This is a genomic window from Pseudomonas sp. PA15(2017) (assembly GCF_001945395.1).
In the GTDB taxonomy this organism is placed as follows: domain Bacteria; phylum Pseudomonadota; class Gammaproteobacteria; order Pseudomonadales; family Pseudomonadaceae; genus Aquipseudomonas.
Genome location: NZ_MSXV01000025.1, coordinates 56,292 through 73,834, shown reverse-complemented (window position 1 = coordinate 73,834; position 17,543 = coordinate 56,292). Strand labels below are relative to the sequence as shown.

The following is a 17,543-nucleotide window of genomic DNA, read 5'->3' as shown; positions in this document are numbered from 1 at the left end:
ACAGGCGCACCAAGAGGTCGACGCCGATGTGCGCACCGATGCGCACGCCCCAGGCCAGGCCGACGAAGATCAGCCAGCCGAACATGGCCTTGGTCAGGGCCACGCTCCAGGTCATTTCCTGGGCGACGTAGAGGATGCCGTCGCCGATGGCGAACATGGCATCGCCGCCGAACGGCAGCGTATCGCCCAGGGCGTAGAAAACACCGTAGAGGTTGTTGAACACCACGTACGAGAAGGTGACCAGGGTCATCGCCGCGAGAAGAAACGCCACAGCGGCTTCCTCGAGGCGATTCCATAGGCGCTGCAACGCATTCATCAGCGGTCTCCCAAGGAGGGTTGTTGTAATTGTTTTGGCCAGCCGACTCTAACCCCGGCCTGGCGAGGCGAATATTCACGATTGGTAAACGCGGCCTTCGGCCTGGGCGAATAGGCTGTCAGAGCAAAGAGCTGGAGGCATCCGTGCGGGGAAATCCAGCGGCTAGCAAGTGCTGGGGGCTGTCATTTCTCCATCCTGTGGGAGCGGGCCATGCCCGCGATTTTCGCGGGCATGGCCCGCTCCCAAAATTCGATCGCGACAACACCCCCTCACACCAACTCGGCTATCTCGATCAGATTCAGATCCGGATCGCGCAGATACACCGATCGGATCGGGCCGGTGGCGCCGGTGCGCATGACCGGCCCTTCGATGATCGGCCAGCCAACCCGCTGCAGGTGCGCGATCACCTGATCCAGAGGCTGGCTGGCGATAAAGCACAGATCCAGCGCCCCCGGTACCGGCAAATGAGCCTTGGGTTCGAACTCCTGGCCACGCACGTGCAGGTTGATCTTCTGACTGCCGAAGCAGAACGCCTTGCGGCCATTGCCGAAAGTCTCCAGGTGCATGCCCAGAACCCTGACGTAGAAGTGCGTGGTCGCGTCGGCGTCGGTAGCCGTCAGTACCAGATGATCCAAATGGTCGAGCATGGCGGCCTCCGTTTTCGATGGTGAATTTACCGGCCGGCTGCGTTGGCGGCCTGAGCCGCCTCGATCAGATCGCTGCCGATCTTGCCCTCGTACTCCTTCCAGATCGGCCGCATCACCTCGCGCCATTGCGCGCGCTCTTCGTCGGTCAGCACGATCAGCTCGTGCTTGCCGCCGGCGAGGATCTGCTGCTTGTCCTTCTCGTTGAGCGCCAGAGCTTGGCGATTCACCTCGGCGGTGACCTCGTCGATGATGGTCTTGAGTTCGCCACGCACGTCCTCGGGCAGGCCGTTCCAGAACTTGGCATTGGTGATCAGCATGTAATTGCCGACCGCGTGGTTGGACTCGATCATGTACTGCTGCACCTCGTAGTGGCGCTGGCTGTAGATGTTCGACCATGGGTTGTCGGAGGCATTGATCACTCCGGTCTGCAGGCCCTGGTAGATCTCGGCGAAGGCCATCTTGCGCGGTACCGCGCGCAGAGCACTGATCTGCGCGGCCTGCAGGTCGGAAGGCTGTACCCGGAATTTCAGGCCACGGGCGTCGCTTGGTACGTGCAAAGGCTTGTTGGCGGTGAACTGGCGCATACCGTTGAGCCAGTAGGCCAGGCCGAGAATGCCGTTGTTCTCCAGGCTGTGCAGCAGCTCCTGGCCTTTTGGCGATTGCTCGAAACGCTGCGAGGCCGCCGAGTTGTCGAACAGGAACATCAGGTCGAATATCTGCACCCGCGGCTGGTACTTCTCCAGCTTCACCGGGGCCGGCGCCAGCAGTTGCACGTCGCCGAGCAGCAGCGCTTCCATCTCCTTGCCATCACCGAACAGCGAGGAGTTCGGGTAGACATCCACCCGCGCCTTGCCGGCCAGACGCTCCTTGACCAGCTTCTGCAGCATGCGCGCGCCCTGCCCCTTGGGCGTCTGGTCGGAAGCGACATGGGCGAACTTGATGACGATTTCCTCGGCCTCAACGGCGGCGCCGAAGGCCATGGCGGTGGACAACAGCACGCAGGACAGGCTGCGGCGGAGCAAGCGGGACATGAGGCGATCTCCTGTTGTTATTGGTACGGCGGGCCTGGCCCACCGGATGCCTTTGTTCGCCACGAACTCTACTTGAGCCCCATAGCCGACTACATTCTTGATTGGCCAAGCCTGCCTTCGCCATTGCCGAAGGCAAGGTGATCGACCATCTGCCGGGCGATCAGCGACAGGCTGTCGTACTGGCGCACGCAGATGTTCAGCTCGCGAACCGCCCAGGCATCCGCGATCGCCACCGCACGTACCGCCATGCTTGGCAGATAAGTACGTACCGCCTGTTCTGGCAGCACGCCGATACCCAGCCCGGTATGGATCATCCGGCAGATGGCCTCGAAGCTGCGCACCTGGATGCGCACGCGCAAGTGTACGCCCGCCTGCTGCGCGGCTTCGCTGAGCAGGCTGTGCAGCGAAGCCTCCTTCTGCAGGCCGATGAAGTCGTAGCCGACGGTTTCCGACAGGGTCACCCGCTCGCGGGCCGCCAGCGGATGCTCGCTCGGCACCACCAGCACCAGGCGGTCATGGCGGTAGGGAAACACCTGCACGCCAGCGGCCTGTACGTGGCCGGCGAAGATGCCGATATCGGTCAACCCTTCGCGCACCGCGTGAATGATCTCGCTGCTGACGCGCTCTTCCAGGTCGATGCGAATCTGTGGGTGCTGGGCACTGAAGGCCGCCAGGTCCTCGGGCAGAAAGGCGATCACTGCCGAGGTGTTGGCGTGGATGCGTACGTGGCCGTTGATGCCCTCGCTGAACTCGCTGAGGTCGGCCTGCATGTGCTGGATGTTGTCCAGCAGGTTGCGCGCATGGTGCAGCAGCGCATCGCCGGCCGGCGTCAGCGCAACGCCCTTGGGCTGGCGGTACAGCAGGGGCGTGCGCAAGTGCGCTTCCAGGTCGCTGACGCGCTTGCTCACCGCCGCCAGCGCCAGGTGTTCGCGCTCGGCGGCGCGGGTCAGGCTGCGCTCATCGGCGATGGCGACGAATAACTTGAGGGTGGTGAAATCCACGCGCATGGCGGGCTCCGCTTCGTGGTTGGCGAAAGAAGGTGGCCCGCGACAGGGCCATCGAACCGATAGCGGCACCATATGCCTTCGCGTCGCACGAAGCCAGACTTGACGATTGACTGATTGCGGCGAGCCGCGTGGTGGGCGATGCTCGGCGCCATCAGACCCAAGTCATCGGGAAGCCGCACATGCCTGCCAATACAACCGTTGCACCCATGGCCCTGGCCGGCCTCAAGGTCATCGAAATGGGCCAGCTCATCGCCGGCCCGTTCGCCAGCAAGCTGCTCGGCGAATTCGGCGCCGACGTAATCAAAATCGAGCCGCCTGGCGTCGGCGACCCGCTGCGCAAGTGGCGCAAGATCAAGGACGGCACCTCGCTCTGGTGGCACGTGCAGTCGCGCAACAAGCGCTCGCTGACCCTCGACCTGAAGCAGGCCGAAGCCCAGGACATCGTCCGCCAGCTGGTGGCCGAGGCCGACATTCTGGTGGAGAACTTTCGCCCTGGCACGCTGGAAGGCTGGGGCCTGGGTTATGACGCGCTGAAGGCGCTCAACCCGCGACTGATCATGCTGCGCATATCCGGCTACGGGCAGACCGGCCCCTATCGTGACCTGCCCGGGTTCGGCGTGATCGGCGAAGCCATGGGCGGCCTGCGCCACCTCTCCGGCTATGCCGGACAGGCGCCGGTGCGCGTCGGGGTGAGCATCGGTGATTCGCTGTCCTCGCTGTATGGGGTGATCGGCGTGTTGCTGGCCCTGCAGGAGCGGGCACGCAGCGGCGTAGGCCAGGAGATCGACGTGGCGCTGTACGAGTCGGTGTTCGCCATGATGGAAAGCCTGGTACCCGAATACGACGCCTTCGGCTATATCCGCGAGCCCGCCGGCAGCGCCCTGCCCGGCATCACGCCGTCCAACTCCTACCCGTGCAGCGACGGCAGCTACGTGCTGATCGCCGGCAATGGCGACAGCATCTACAAACGCCTGATGACCCTGATCGGCCGTGACGATCTGGGCAACGATCCACGCCTGGCGCAGAACGACGGGCGCAGCCAGCACGCCGAGCTGATCGACGGCGCCATTGGCGAATGGACGGCCGGGCGTGGCCGCGACGAAGTGATCGAAGCGCTCAAGGGCGCCCGCGTACCGGCCGGCTATCCCTACACCGCCGCCGATATCGTGCAGGACCCCCACTACCTGGCACGGCAGATGATCGAGACGGTGCAAACCCCCGTCGGCCCACTGAAGGTGCCGGGCGTGCTGCCCAAACTCAGCCGCACGCCAGGTCGCATCGGCGCAGGCGGCCCGCAGCTCGGCGAGCACAGCGAGGACATTCTGGCCGGGCTTGGCCTCAGCGCCGAACAAGTTGCCGGCCTGCGCGAGCGCGGGATTATCTGACGTCAACCATGACCGGTAGCCTGGGTTGAGCAGCGCGATACCCAGGACACCTTCCCGGGTATCGCTGCGCTCGACCTGGGCTACGCACCCGACACAATCAGGATCTGCCCATGACCAAACGCCTCTATATCCAGGACGTCGCCACCCGTGACGGCTTCCAGATCGAAGCCAGCTTCGTGCCCACCGACGCCAAGATCGCCCTGATCGACAGGCTGTCGCAAACCGGCCTGGCGAAGATCGAGGTCACCTCCTTCACCTCGCCCAAGGCGATCCCCAATCTGCGCGATGCCGAAGAGGTGATGCGCGGCATCCGGCGCGTTGCAGGCGTGGAATACACCGTGCTGGTGCCCAACGTGCGCGGCTGCGAGCGGGCGCTGTCCTGCGACGTGGATGAGATCAATCTGGTGATGTCGGCCAGCGACACCCATGGCCTGGCCAACCTGCGCATGACGCCGGAGCAGTCGCTCGCCCAGTTTCGCGAAATCATCGAGGTCACCCGCGGCAGCGGCGTGTTCATTAACGCTTCGCTGTCGACCACCTTTGGCTGCCCGTTCGAGGGCGCGGTGCCCGAGGTTCGCGTGCATGAGCTGACCGAGCGCCTGCTGGAGATCGGCGTGCAGGGCGTGACCCTGTGCGACACCACCGGAATGGCCGACCCGGCGCAGGTCGAACGCATCTGCCGCACGTCGCTGCAGCGCTGGCCCGAAGCAGTGTTCACTGCGCACTTTCACAACACCCGAGGCATGGGCCTGGCCAATGCCCTGGCAGCCCTGAGCGCCGGCATCGACCGCTTCGACGCCTCCCTCGGCGGCCTCGGCGGCTGCCCCTACGCACCCGGCGCCAGCGGCAATATCTGCACCGAAGACCTGGTGCACATGTTCCAGCGCATGGGTCTGGAGACCGGGGTGAATCTCGACGCCCTGCTCGAAGCCGCCGCGACCCTGCCCGAGCTGATCGGCCACGACGTACCTGGCGCGATCCTCAGGGCCGGCAAGTCGGACCGTCGTTATCCGAAACCGAAATGGATGAGTGAAGGCAACGCCCGATAATTCGTCCGTAGCCTGCGGTTGAGCGCAGCGATACCCAGGAAACCAGCCCCGGGTATCACGTCGTTCAACCCAGGCTACCCGGACAGGTTCACCACGACGCCTGCATGCAGTCAGTCATCAATGCCCGCCGCCAGACTCAGCCGCGCCCTTGGCCGAGAACGGTGGTTTGGCCAGGTAGATGATCAGGATCAGGCCGAAGAACAGCCAGCCCATCAGGGTGAAGTAGTCCACCGTGGAAAGCATGTAGGCCTGGCTTTCCACCACCCGGTCGATCTGCATATAGGCCGATTGCGAGGCGCCGCCGAGCTGTTCCAGGTACTGGTGGGTGGCCGGGTCATAGGCCGTGACGTGCTCGGTCAGCTGGGCGTGGTGGTAGATCTCCCGGCGGTGCCAGATCCAGGTAGTCAGCGACGAGGCGAAGCTGCCGCCCAGCACGCGCAGAAAGGTGGCCAGGCCCGAGCCGTCGGCGATGTCCTTGGGCGGCAGGCTGGAAAGCAGGATGCTGGTGGTCGGCATGAAGAACAGCGCGATCCCCAGGCCCATGAACACCTGCACCTCGGCGATGTGCCGGTAATCCACCTCGGTGTTGAACGAGGCGCGCATGAAGCACGAGGCGCCGATCACCAGGAACGAGCCGCCGGCCAGCAGGCGCAGGTCGAACTTGTGGGCGTACTTGCCCACCAGTGGCGACAGGAACAGCGGCAGGATGCCGATCGGCGCCGCTGCCAGCCCGGCCCAGATCGGCGTGTAGCCCAGCTGGGTCTGCAGCCATTGGGGCAGCAGCAAGTTGATGCCGAAGAAGCCCGAATAGCCGAGCACCAGGGCCAGTGTGCCGAAGGTGAAGTTGCGGTACATGAACAGGCGCAGGTTGATGATCGGGTGCTTGTCGGTCAGTTCCCAGATCACCAGCGCCACCAGCGACACCACCGAAATCGCGGTGCCGATCTGGATGAAGGTCGACTCGAACCAGTCCAGGTCGTTGCCCTTGTCGAGCACCACCTGCAGCACGCCGACGCCGAGCACCAGCAGCATCAGCCCGACGTAGTCGATGGGCTGGTGCTCGGTGGTTTCCGGGCGGTTGCGCATCTGCGTCCAGACCACCAGGGTGGCGAGGATGCCGATCGGCACGTTGATGAAGAAGATCCACGGCCAGCTGTAGCTGTCGGTGATCCAGCCGCCGGCGATCGGCCCGATGATCGGCGCCACTACCGTGACCATTGCCAGCAACGCCAGGGCCATGCCCCGTTTGGCGCTGGGAAAGATCGCCAGGAGCAAGGTCTGCGCCATCGGGTACAGCGGGCCGGCGACCAGCCCCTGCAGGGCACGGAATACCACCAGTTCGGGCATCGAGCGGGCGATGCCGCACAGGAACGAGGTGATCACGAACAGCACCACCGCAGCGAGAAACAGCTTCACCTCGCCGAAGCGCCGCGCCAGCCAGCCGGTCAGCGGCAAGGCGATGGCGTTGCACACGGCGAACGAGGTGATCACCCAGGTGCCCTGCTCCGAACTGACACCCAGGTTGCCGGATATGGTCGGCAGGGCGACGTTGGCGATGGTGGTGTCGAGCACCTGCATGAAGGTCGCCAGGGAGATGCCGATGGTGGCCAGCAACATGCTGGCCGGGCGGAAATTGGCGTCGCTCATGTCAGCCCTGCTTCGCCGGGGCGGCGCTGCTGCTCTGCGGACCGTTGTCGTGGATGATGCGTTCGATCAGCACGTCGGCCTGGCCCAACGGAGCGTCGTAAACCGTGGTACTGAAACGCGCCTCCTTGGGCATCTGGTTGGTCAGCTGGGCGCCGCTCTGGTCATGCAGGTCGACGGTTACCGTGGTGGACAGGCCGATGCGCAACGGGTGCTTTTCCAGCGCCTCGTCATCCAGGCGGATGCGCACCGGCAGGCGCTGCACGATCTTGATCCAGTTGCCGCTGGCGTTCTGCGCCGGCAGCAGCGAGAAAGCACTGCCGGTGCCGACGCCGAGGCTTTCCACGTGGCCCTGATAGGTCACGTCATCGCCGTACAGGTCGGCCTCGACGGTCACCGGCTGGCCGATGCGCATCTCGCGCAGCTGGGTTTCCTTGAAGTTGGCGTCGATCCACACCTCGTGCAGCGGCACCACGGCCATCAGCGCGGTGCCTGGCTGGATGCGGCTGCCGACCTGCACCGAGCGGCGCGCCACGTAGCCGCCGACCGGCGCCACCAGGGTGCTGCGGGCGTTGTTGAGGAAGGCCTGGCGCAGTTGCGCGGCGGCGCTCTTCACGTCCGGGTGGGAGGCGATCACGGTGTCGTCGACCAGTGCCTGGTTGGTGTCCAGTTGCTGCTGGGCGGAGGTCAGGGCGCTCTGCGCGCTGTTCAGGGTGTCCTGGGCGTGGGCCAACTCCTCTCGGGAGATCGCACCTTTGCTCGCCAGGGTCACGCGGCGCTGGTAATCGGCCTTGGCACGCTGCACGTCGATCTTGCGCGAGGCCACCTGGGCCTTGTAGCTGTCGACGTTGCTGTACAGCCCGCGCACCTGGCGCACGGTGCGCGCCAGGTTGGCCTCGGCGCTCTGCTGGGCCACTTCGGTATCGGCCGGGTCGAGCCAGACCAGGGGCTGGCCGGCCTCGACGTAGTCGCCGTCGTCCACGGCGATGCGCGTGACGGTGCCGGTGATCTGCGGGGTGATCTGCACCAGGTTGCCGCCTACGTAGGCGTCGTCGGTCTCTTCGTAAAAGCGCCCGTAGAGTTCGTGGTAGGCGAAGATGGCCGCGCTGCACAGCACGACGATGACCGCGAGGCCTATCAGCAGGCGTTTGCGCTTGCCCGAGTTGGCGGCGGCAGGAGTGGCTTGAGAGTCGGTCATGACAAGTACTCAGCGTGCGGAAGTGGAAGACGGAGCGGCGGTTTCGAAGCCACCACCGAGGGCCTGCATCAGCAGCACCGAGGCGTCGATACGCTCGGCACGCAGATTGGCCAGTTGCCGTTCGCTCTGCAGCAGTTGCTGCTCGACGCTCAGCGCATCGAGGTAATTGCCGATGCCATCGGCGTAGCGCTGCATGGCGATGTCGTAAGAACTGCGGGCGATGTCGCGGGCCCGCTGCTGCTGCTCGATCTGCTGTTCCAGGGAGCGGATGCGGCTGATGCCGTCGCCGATATCACCCAGGGCGCCGATCAGGGTCTGGTTGTACTGAGCCACGGCCACGTCGTAGTCGGCATTGCGACCGGCCAGGGCAGCGCGGCGTGCCCCGCCGTCGAAGATCGGCAGGCTCAGCGCCGGGCCGACGCTGAAGAAGCGGCTGGCGCCACCGAACACCGCATCACCGAGCAGCGACTTGCTGCCAGCCGCCACGCTCAGGTTGAGGTTGGGGTAGAAGTCGGCCTTGCTGGCATCGATGTCGCGAGTAGCGGCCTCCACACGCCAGCGCGCAGCGACCAGATCCGGGCGACGACCGAGCAGCTCGGCCGGTACGTTGGCCGGCAGGCTCACTGCCGCCGGAGCGATCAGTTGTGGGCGCGGCAGCGTGGCGCCGCGATCCGGGCCCTGACCGAGCATCACCGCCAGACGAATGCGTGCGCTGTCGACCGCCTGGGTGGCAGCGGTCAGGCTGGCTTGCGCGGCGGCTTCCAGGCTTTGCGTCTGCTGCAACTGGTATTCGCTGTCGAGGCCGGCATCGACCCGGCTGCGCGCCAGGTCGAGCATGTCGCGGCTGCGCTTGAGGTCCTGCTCGGCCAGATTCTGGGTGGCATAGGCCAGACCCAGATCGTTGTAGGCGCGGGTCACCTCGGCGGCCAGGGTCAGGCGCGCGCCCTGGCGATCCACTTCGCTGGCGCGGGCACGGCCCAGGGCCGCTTCCCAGGCGGCGCGCTCACCGCCCCACAGGTCGAAGTGGTAGCCGCCTTCCAGCGACAGATTGCGCAGGGTGCTATAACGCCTGCCCTGCCCGCTGGGGTCGTCAACCCGCGCCAGGCGCGAGCGGGTCACGCCGGCATTGGCGTCCAGGGTCGGCTGGCGCTGCGCATCGGCGGCCAGCACCGCGGCGTTGGCCTGGCGAGCGCGGGCATCGGCAACCTGCAGATCCGGGTTGCTACGCAGGGCTTCAGCGATCAGCGCATCGAGCTGCGGATCGCCCAGGCGATTCCACCAATCGCTCGCCGGCCAGGCTGCCGGCGACAGGTTGCCGGTGAAGGTCTGCCCTTGCAGGCTGGCGGCGTCGAGGGTGTGGCCTTCGGTGTGCAGGCCGTCCTGCGAGGCACAGGCAGCCAGCAACAGGGCGCTGAAAATCAGGGACAGGGGAGTACGCAAGGGCATGGTGTTCATCATTCTCCTGGCAGCTGCGGCAAGGCGTCGGCGGCCATCAGCATCTTCTTCATCAGGCGTTGTAGTTCGTCGAGCTCGGCGCGGGTCAGGCAGCCGGTCAGCTCGTTGGTAGCGTCGGCGGCGATCTGCGGTACCCGCACGCCCAGGGCAATGCCGGCTTCGGTAAGGGTGAGGCGCACCTGGCGGCGATCCTCGACGCTGCGCTCGCGGGTCAGCAGGCCCTTCTGTTCCAGGCGGTCGAGCATGCGGGTCATCGCCCCGCTGTCGAGGCTGAGCAGGCGCACCAGGTCGGCCGGGGTGCTGGCGCGGCTCTGGCTGATCAGCAGCACCACCTTGAACTGCGCGGCGGTCACGTCGTGGTCCACCAGGTGGCGCTCCAGCAGGCGATCCTTGAGCTGATTGGTCAGCGCGATCAGGTGGCCGGGCGAGTGCTGCAGCGAAAAACGTTCGCGGTCGAAATGCGGCATGAGAAATTACCTGCCCAGGCAGTGAATGCCCTGCAGATTACTGCCCAGGCAGCGATCAGCCCAATTACATTTTGTAATACTCGACATCAACGACAGACATACTTTGAAATAATCAGCCGTAGGAGACTGACTGTCGAGTGCAGGTGGGGTTCAGGGGATTTGTGTAGCCGAGGGGGTGAGCGCGAGATCGTTCCCGGGTTTCGCAGGCTCAACCCAGGCTACGGTCGGGTAGCCCGGCGTCGAGTGAAACGACACCCGGGATTACTTCAGCCACAGCTATTCTCTGGTCGCGCTTCCCTGCTCACTCCACCAACGTGCAGAACGCGCCCAGCGCCAAGCGCTCGCTGATCAGTCGATTGACCGGTGCTTCCGGGTCGGCATGACCCACGGCGATGGCGCAGTTACGTAGCCTGGGTTAAGCGCAGCGATACCCGGGAAATCGCCTATGAGTATGCAGATACGAAGAAGGCCGCATCCTTGATTGGATGCGGCCTTTGATGTCGCAGGATCAAGCGGTAATCACTGCGCCTGATTGGACGCCTCGGCTGCTTTGATCAGGTCGGCACCGATCTCGCCTTCGAACTTCTTCCAAACCGGGCGCATGGCTTCGCGCCATTTCTCGCGCTGCTCGGGGGTCAGCTCGATGATCTCGCTGGTGCCGGCCTTGACGATGGCCGCGCGAGCTTCCTTGTTGAGGTCGTCGGCCTGGCGGTTCACCTCGGCGGTGACCTCGACCATGATCTTGTCCAGTTCGCTGCGCACGTCATCCGGCAGGCCTTTCCAGAACTTGGTGTTGGTGATCACCATGTAGTCGATCAGGCCGTGGTTGGATTCGGTGAAGAACGGCTGCACCTCATGGACCTTCTGGCTGAAATAGTTCGACCAGGTGTTCTCGGTGCCGTTGACCACGCCGGTCTGCAGGCCCTGATAGACCTCGGCGAAGCTCATCTTGCGCGGCGCGGCGCGCAGCACCTTGAACTGTTCGTCGAGCACCGCGGAAGCTTGTACGCGGAATTTCAGGCCGCGGGCATCCTTGGGTTCGTGCATCGCCTTGTTCGAAGACAGCTGCTTGAGGCCGTTGTGCCAGTAGGCCAGGCCGGTGATGCCCTTGCCTTCCATGCTGGTCAGCAGCGCCTTGCCCTGCTCACTGGCCTGGAAACGGTCGACCGCCGCCATGTTGTCGAACAGGAACGGCAGATCAAAGATCTGGATCGGCTTGGCGTAGTGCTCGAACTTGGCCAACGACGGCGCCAGCAACTGCACGTCACCGAGCAGCAGCGCCTCCATCTCCTTGCCATCGCCGAACAGCGACGAGTTCGGGTAGACCTCGACCTTGACCCGACCCGGCAGGCGCTCTTCGGCCAGCTTCTTGAACATCAAGGCGCCCTGCCCCTTGGGCGTGTGTTCGGCAACGACGTGGGCGAACTTGATGCTGATGGGCGCCGAGTCGGCAGCGTGTGCCCCCCCGGCTACGGAGACGGCGACAGCGCAGACCAGCGCCTTGAGAGAAAGCTTGAGCATGGGTGTACCTCATCTTGTTTTTGTAGGTAGGTAGTGAACGAGCCTGTTGCCTGTTTACAACGCGCCACGGTTGGCGCGGAATTCGTGATTGTGCAAAGCCGCGTTCGGCAGTGCCGAACGCGGCCCAATGGGTCAACCGGTGTCGCCGGCCCGTGCGACGATGCGCCGGGCGCGCCCGACCACCGGCGCGTCGACCATCTGGCCGTCGACCACGAACACCCCGTCACCGTCCTCGCCGGCCTGCAGCACCCGGCGCGCCCAATCGAGTTCCTCTGCCGAGGGCGCCAGGGCCTGATGCACCACGGCAACCTGGCTGGGGTGGATGCACAGCAGGCCGCCGAAGCCCATGTTGCCGGCGTCGCGGCTGGCGCGGTCAAGGCCGGCCTGATCCTGAATAGCCGGAAACACGCTATCGAGCGGCGCCGCCAGATTGGCCAGGCGGCTGTGCAATAAGATCGCGTAGCGGGCCTGATCGAGCAGGCGCTCGGCCGCCGCGGTACCGCTGTTCAGGCCAAGATCGAGGCCCAGGTCCAGGCCGCCGAAGGACAAGCGTTCGACGCCTGGAGACGCGGCGATGGCCGGCAGCTTGTGCAGGCCACGGGCGCTTTCGATGATCGGCCAGACCGGCTTGCCGGCCTCTGCGACGCGGGCCACCTGGGCAGCGCTTTCCACCTTGGGCAGCAGTACACCGATGACGCCGCTGTGGCGCAGGCACAACGCGATGTCCTCAGCATGGCCGGCGTGCTCTGGCGAGTTGATACGCACCAGCAGGCGTGCTTCGGGATTGTCGGTAAGGAAGCGGCCAAGGTTGTCGCGCGCTTCGATCTTGAGGCTTTCCTGCACCGCATCTTCTAGGTCGACGATGACCGCATCAGCGCCGCTGGCCAGGGCCTTGGCAATACGCTCAGGTCGTGAGGCGGGAACGAACAGCGCGGTACGGATGATGGAGGTCGTCATGGCATCGGGTTCCTGACGTGAAATTCGTTAATTGGTAAATGGTGGGCTGAAGCCCACCCTACAATTCGCGCAGATCTGCCGTAGGGTGGGCTTTAGCCCACCAATTGAGGGCGGCACCATTGCACGGGGATGGGCCACGCACGACCTGTCGCGAACAGCTCTCAAACCGCCCCACTCACCTTCAGGCCCGCTATCGCTGCATCGCTGTACCCCAGCTCGGCCAGCAACGCGTCGGTGTGCTCACCCAGCGCGGGCACCGCATCCATCCGCGGGGCGAAGGCGCTGTTGCTGCCCGGCGGCAGCAACGCCGGCAAGCTGCCGCCGGGGCTGTCGACCTGGCGCCAGCGGTCGCGGGCCTTGAGCTGCGGATGAGCCCAGACCCCAGCCATGTCATTGACGTGGGCATTGGCGATCTGCGCCTGCTCCAGCCGCTCGATGACCTGCTCGGCGCTCAGCGCCGCAAAGGTCTCGACGATGATGCCGCGCAGCACCTCGCGGTTGGCCGAACGCTTGAAGTTGGCCGAAAAACGCTCGTCGCCTGCCAGCTCGGGCTGCAACAGCACCCGCTCGCAGAACGCCTGCCACTCCCGCTCGTTCTGCAGGCCGAGCATCACCGTCCCGCCATCACCGGCGGGAAACGGGCCGTAGGGATAGATGGTCGAGTGGGCGGCCCCGGCACGCGGCGGCGGCGTGGCACCGTCGTACGCGTAATACAGGGGATAACCCATCCACTCGACCAGGCTCTCGAGCATGCTCACGTCGATGCGGCTGCCCAATCCGGTCTTGCCGCGCAGCAGCAGGGCCGAAAGGATATTGCTATAGGCATACATGCCAGCGGCGATATCGGCGATGGAGCAACCGGCCTTGGCCAGTTGGTCGTCACCCGCGCCGCCGGTCACCGACAGAAAGCCGCCCTCGCTCTGGATCAGCAGGTCATAGGCCTTTTTCTTCTCGTAGCTGCCACCCTCGCCGTAGCCGGAGATGTCACAGACGATCAGCTTCGGAAACCGCGCATGCAGCTTGTCGAACGACAAGCCCATGCGTGCCGCCGCACCCGGCGCGAGGTTCTGCACCAGCACATCGGCCTTGGCCAGCAGGCTGTCGAGCACGTCGCTGGCGTCGTCCTGCTTGAGGTCCAGGGTCAGGCTTTCCTTGGAACGGTTGGTCCACACGAAGTGCGAGGCCAGGCCGTTGACGCGCTCGTCGTAGCCACGGGCGAAGTCGCCGCTGCCGGGCCGCTCGACCTTGATCACCCGGGCGCCCATGTCGGCGAGCTGGCGGGTGCAGAACGGCGCGGCGATGGCGTGTTCCAGGCTGACCACGGTGACGCCGTCCAGTGGCCGGGGTTGTTGTGCGTTGTTCATGTGCGCGTCCTCGGTCAGGCCAGGTTGCTCAGGTCGTCGGTCTCGCGCAGGCGCCAGACCCTGGCGATCAGCTCGCCCGCCTCATCGCTGCCGCGTTTGCCGGCAAAGGCCAGCAAACGGCGGAACTTGTCTTCCAGCTCCGTGCGGCAGAGGGTGTTGCCCGGATCGCCCTTGGGCTCGTCGATGGCGCCATGCAGGGTTCGACCGTCGGTGGTGACCACCTCGACCCGTCCCAGCCAGCGCGCCGGATAAGCGCCGTCCACCTCGGGGTCGAGGCGCATGCTGACCTTGTCGCGAAACTCGGCGACATCGTCATCGGTGAGCGACAGGTTCTCGAACTCGGTGAGCTGCGCCTTGCCATGCACGGCGATCAGGCCGAGCACCGTGCCCATGGAAAACTTGGCCTGGTGCACGGTCTGCGGTACCACCACGCGACCGAGCACGTCGATGGCGCCCTGGTGCACATGGGTGATGACCTTGGCGATATCGCCATGGCGCAGGCGTTCGCGCTGCATCAGATCGAGCAGCGCATCGGCGGCCGGATGGGTATGGCGGCAGGAGGCATGGAACTTGAACGAGGTTTCGACCAGCGCCCAGCGGCTGCCGAGGCGATCGGACAACTTACCCGGGTTGGCATCACTGGACATGCCGGCGGCCATACCCTGCTCGCCCTCGAGAATGTTCTGCGCACCGCTCAGGCCCTGGGCGGTGAAGTACGCGGCCAGCAGGCCGTCGGCGGCGGCCTTGGCGGTGTGCAGTTGCTTGGAGTCGGCGGCGTCACGCAGGAACTCCCACAGCCCGGCGGCCTGGGTGCCGGCATTGCCGAGCAGGTGAACGAACTGCTTGTGGTCGAAGTTCAGCAACTTGCCCACGGCCACGGCGGCGGCCAGGGTGCCGACCGTCGCCGTGGTGTGGAAGATGCGGTAGTGCGAGCGGCCGAGGAATTCGCCGATGCGAATGCCCGCCTCGTAGCCGGCGACCGAGGCCAGCAACAGTTCGCGGCCGGGCTTGCCGAGGTCCTGCGCGGCTGCCAGGGCCGCCGGGAACACCACGGTGGCGGGGTGCAGCACCGAACTGTTGTGCAGGTCGTCCTGCTCCACCAGATGGGACGAGGCGCCGTTGACCAGCGCGGCGAAGTACGCCGAGGTGCCGCGTCCGTTGACCAGGATGCGCGCCGGGCCATCGGCCGGGCCCATCTTCTGCGCGTAGGCCTCGAACAGCGGGATCGGTCGCGCACCTTCACTGGCCAGGGCCGAGCCGAGCCAGTCGAGGAACAGGTCTTCGGTGCGATTGAGCACGTAGTCAGGCAGATCGTCGTAACGCAACTCGGCGAGGAAACTTGCCAAGGCTTGGGTATGGCTCATGACAGGCTCCTCAAAAGCTACGCGGCAGCTCGAGCAAGTGCTCGGCCACGTAGGACATGATCAGGTTGGTGGAGATCGGCGCCACCTGGTACAGGCGGGTCTCGCGGAACTTGCGCTCGACGTCGTATTCGTTGGCGAAGCCGAAGCCACCGTGGGTCTGCAGGCAGGCGTTGGCCGCCGCCCAGGAGGCTTCCGCCGCCAGGTACTTGGCCATGTTGGCGCTGGCCCCGGCGTTCTCGCCGCGGTCGTATTGCTCGCAGGCGCGCCAGCGCATCAGGTCGGCGGCCTCCACTTCGATGTGGGCCTTGGCGATGGGGAACTGCACGCCCTGGTTCTGGCCGATGGGCCGGCCGAACACCACGCGATCACGGGCGTAGGCGCTGGCCTTGTCGATGAACCAACGACCGTCGCCGATGCATTCGGCAGCGATCAACGTACGCTCGGCGTTCAGGCCATCGAGGATGTAGCGAAAGCCCTTGCCCTCCTCGCCGATCAGGCTGCTGGCTGGAATTTCCAGGTTGTCGAAGAACAGCTCGTTGGTCTCGTGGTTGACCATGTTGGCGATCGGTTGCACGGTCAGGCCGTTGCCGATGGCCTCGCGCAGGTCGACCAGGAAGATCGACATGCCTTCGGATTTCTTCTTCACCTCGGCCAGCGGCGTGGTGCGCGCCAGCAGGATCATCAGGTCGGAGTGCTGGATGCGCGAGATCCACACCTTCTGGCCGTTGATCACGTACTTGTCGCCCTGGCGCACGGCGGTGGTCTTGATCTTGGTGGTGTCGGTGCCGGTGGTCGGTTCGGTCACGCCCATGGATTGCAGGCGCAGCTCGCCGCTGGCCAGCTTGGGCAGGTAGTAGCTTTTCTGCGCGTCACTGCCGTTACGCAGCAGGGTGAACATGTTGTACATCTGCCCGTGGATGGTGCCGGAGTTGCCGCCGCAGCGGTTCACTTCCTCGAGGATCACCGACGCCTCGGCCAGACCCAGGCCGGAGCCGCCGTATTCTTCCGGGATCATCGCCGACAGCCAGCCGGCTTCGGTCATGGCGCCGACGAAGGCCTCGGGGAAGCTCTTCTCCTCGTCGATCTTGCGCCAGTATTCGGCTGGGAATTCGGCGCACAGGCCACGTACGCCTTCGCGGATGAAATTCAGCTCTTCGCTCTGTTCCGGGGTCATCTTGATTCCTCGATTCTTGTTGTTTTCGCGGCCCTTATCGGTGGATCGGTGAGGCGTGATCCACCCTCGGCTCAATCATTCGAATTCCACTTCGGCCTGCTGGGCCATGCCCGCAGCATTACCCGCCCACAACTGCGCCTTGCCCGGCTCATCGATTCGCCCGGCCACCTCGAAAGGTTCGGGTGCGAGCAGCGGGCGCAAGCCGCGATAGGCGAAACGGCGCAGCCGCGCCTGGGGCTGGGCGCGGCAGAACGCGCGCAGGTTCAGGGTGGCGATCAGCGGGCCGTGCACCACCAGGCCGGCGTAACCTTCGGCTTCGGTGACGTAGGGCCAGTCGTAATGGATGCGATGGCCATTGAAGGTCACCGCGCTATAGCGAAACAGCAGGGTCGGGCTCGGCACCACGCCTTCGCGCCAGTCACCGGCTGGCAGCGCTTCGCCGGCGCCACCCTTGGGTGGGCTCGGCTCGCGGTAGACGATGTCCTGCTCCTCGCGGATCGCCAGGTCACCATCCTGCAGGTAGTCGTGCTGCACGGTGACGAACAGCAGCGCGCCGGTGCGCCCGTGCTTTTCCTCAATGTGCTTGATGGTCGAGACCCGGGTCGCTTCGCCGCCGACGCGCAGGGGCGCGATGAATTCGACGCGACCGCCGGCCCACATGCGATTGCGGTTGTCCGCTGGCGGCAGAAAACCACCGCGAGCCGGGTGTCCGTCACCGCCCAGGCCGCTTTCGGCGATGGGCTCCTGGAAGAAGGCCCAGTGCCAGAGCGGCGGCAGCGCCTCGCCATGGGCGGGCGTGTCCTCACCCAGGGTCGCGGCGATGCGTTTGACCAGGTTGCGGCTCAGTTGGTCGTGGGCTTCTTCAGTGCGGCCAATCCAGGCAGCGAAGGCAGAGTCACTCATGGTCGATCCCGGCTTGTTCTTGGAGTGCAGGCAGCATGCAATCCGATGAACGTTCCGAGAA

Annotated in this window: 16 protein-coding genes; 2 read left to right on the top strand and 14 right to left on the bottom strand. The window is 65.3% G+C overall.

Annotated elements, in window-relative coordinates; all coding sequences use genetic code 11:
• From BVH03_RS09375 to BVH03_RS09360, 4 genes are all read right to left on the bottom strand, one after another.
• Nucleotides 1-316, bottom strand: a 316-nt coding sequence (locus BVH03_RS09375) for a TRAP transporter small permease subunit (RefSeq protein ID WP_143485928.1), incomplete at its 3' end; no start/stop codon positions are given.
• 269 nt (nucleotides 317-585) lie between these two features.
• Nucleotides 586-963, bottom strand: a complete 378-nt coding sequence (locus BVH03_RS09370) for a VOC family protein (protein ID WP_075960905.1) — start codon at nucleotides 961-963, stop codon at nucleotides 586-588.
• A gap of 26 nt (nucleotides 964-989) precedes the next feature.
• Entirely contained in the window at nucleotides 990-1,994 is a 1,005-nt protein-coding gene (locus BVH03_RS09365) for a DctP family TRAP transporter solute-binding subunit (RefSeq protein WP_075960904.1), read from the bottom strand.
• 89 nt (nucleotides 1,995-2,083) lie between these two features.
• On the bottom strand, nucleotides 2,084-3,001 hold the full coding sequence (locus tag BVH03_RS09360) for a LysR family transcriptional regulator (protein ID WP_075960903.1): 918 nt from the start codon (nucleotides 2,999-3,001) through the stop codon (nucleotides 2,084-2,086).
• A gap of 179 nt (nucleotides 3,002-3,180) precedes the next feature.
• Between BVH03_RS09360 and BVH03_RS09355 the strand changes: the two genes are divergently transcribed.
• Both BVH03_RS09355 and BVH03_RS09350 read left to right on the top strand, forming a co-directional pair.
• Nucleotides 3,181-4,386 carry a CaiB/BaiF CoA-transferase family protein gene (locus BVH03_RS09355; protein ID WP_075960902.1) on the top strand — a complete coding sequence of 402 codons (1,206 nt, stop codon included), beginning with the start codon at nucleotides 3,181-3,183 and terminating at the stop codon, nucleotides 4,384-4,386.
• Between the two features lie 110 nt (nucleotides 4,387-4,496).
• Nucleotides 4,497-5,435 carry a hydroxymethylglutaryl-CoA lyase gene (locus BVH03_RS09350; protein ID WP_075960901.1) on the top strand — a complete coding sequence of 313 codons (939 nt, stop codon included), beginning with the start codon at nucleotides 4,497-4,499 and terminating at the stop codon, nucleotides 5,433-5,435.
• A 117-nt stretch (nucleotides 5,436-5,552) separates the two neighbouring features.
• On the opposite strand, the gene BVH03_RS09345 is transcribed toward BVH03_RS09350, so the two are convergent.
• The 10 genes from BVH03_RS09345 to BVH03_RS09300 form a co-directional block, all read right to left on the bottom strand.
• Nucleotides 5,553-7,082 carry a DHA2 family efflux MFS transporter permease subunit gene (locus BVH03_RS09345; RefSeq protein WP_075960900.1) on the bottom strand — a complete coding sequence of 510 codons (1,530 nt, stop codon included), beginning with the start codon at nucleotides 7,080-7,082 and terminating at the stop codon, nucleotides 5,553-5,555.
• 1 nt (nucleotide 7,083) lies between these two features.
• Nucleotides 7,084-8,277: an efflux RND transporter periplasmic adaptor subunit gene (locus BVH03_RS09340; protein ID WP_075960899.1), complete on the bottom strand. Its 1,194-nt coding sequence runs from the start codon at nucleotides 8,275-8,277 to the stop codon at nucleotides 7,084-7,086.
• 9 nt (nucleotides 8,278-8,286) lie between these two features.
• Nucleotides 8,287-9,732, bottom strand: a complete 1,446-nt coding sequence (locus BVH03_RS09335) for an efflux transporter outer membrane subunit (RefSeq protein ID WP_177344901.1) — start codon at nucleotides 9,730-9,732, stop codon at nucleotides 8,287-8,289.
• Nucleotides 9,732-10,199, bottom strand: a complete 468-nt coding sequence (locus tag BVH03_RS09330; RefSeq protein ID WP_075932429.1) for a MarR family winged helix-turn-helix transcriptional regulator — start codon at nucleotides 10,197-10,199, stop codon at nucleotides 9,732-9,734. The genes BVH03_RS09335 and BVH03_RS09330 overlap by 1 nt, the downstream gene beginning before the upstream one ends.
• Nucleotides 10,200-10,718: 519 nt before the next feature.
• The gene (locus tag BVH03_RS09325; RefSeq protein WP_075960898.1) at nucleotides 10,719-11,720 is read right to left on the bottom strand and encodes a TRAP transporter substrate-binding protein; all 1,002 of its coding nucleotides are present in this window, start codon (nucleotides 11,718-11,720) and stop codon (nucleotides 10,719-10,721) included.
• A gap of 132 nt (nucleotides 11,721-11,852) precedes the next feature.
• The gene (locus BVH03_RS09320; protein WP_075960897.1) at nucleotides 11,853-12,677 is read right to left on the bottom strand and encodes a CoA ester lyase; all 825 of its coding nucleotides are present in this window, start codon (nucleotides 12,675-12,677) and stop codon (nucleotides 11,853-11,855) included.
• A gap of 161 nt (nucleotides 12,678-12,838) precedes the next feature.
• Nucleotides 12,839-14,041, bottom strand: coding sequence for a CaiB/BaiF CoA-transferase family protein (locus BVH03_RS09315; protein ID WP_075960896.1), 1,203 nt, complete (start codon nucleotides 14,039-14,041; stop codon nucleotides 12,839-12,841).
• A gap of 14 nt (nucleotides 14,042-14,055) precedes the next feature.
• The gene (locus BVH03_RS09310) at nucleotides 14,056-15,405 is read right to left on the bottom strand and encodes an MmgE/PrpD family protein (protein WP_075960895.1); all 1,350 of its coding nucleotides are present in this window, start codon (nucleotides 15,403-15,405) and stop codon (nucleotides 14,056-14,058) included.
• A gap of 10 nt (nucleotides 15,406-15,415) precedes the next feature.
• Nucleotides 15,416-16,579: an acyl-CoA dehydrogenase family protein gene (locus BVH03_RS09305; protein WP_075960894.1), complete on the bottom strand. Its 1,164-nt coding sequence runs from the start codon at nucleotides 16,577-16,579 to the stop codon at nucleotides 15,416-15,418.
• A gap of 75 nt (nucleotides 16,580-16,654) precedes the next feature.
• Nucleotides 16,655-17,482: a MaoC family dehydratase N-terminal domain-containing protein gene (locus BVH03_RS09300; RefSeq protein ID WP_075960893.1), complete on the bottom strand. Its 828-nt coding sequence runs from the start codon at nucleotides 17,480-17,482 to the stop codon at nucleotides 16,655-16,657.
• Nucleotides 17,483-17,543: the final 61 nt, after the last annotated feature.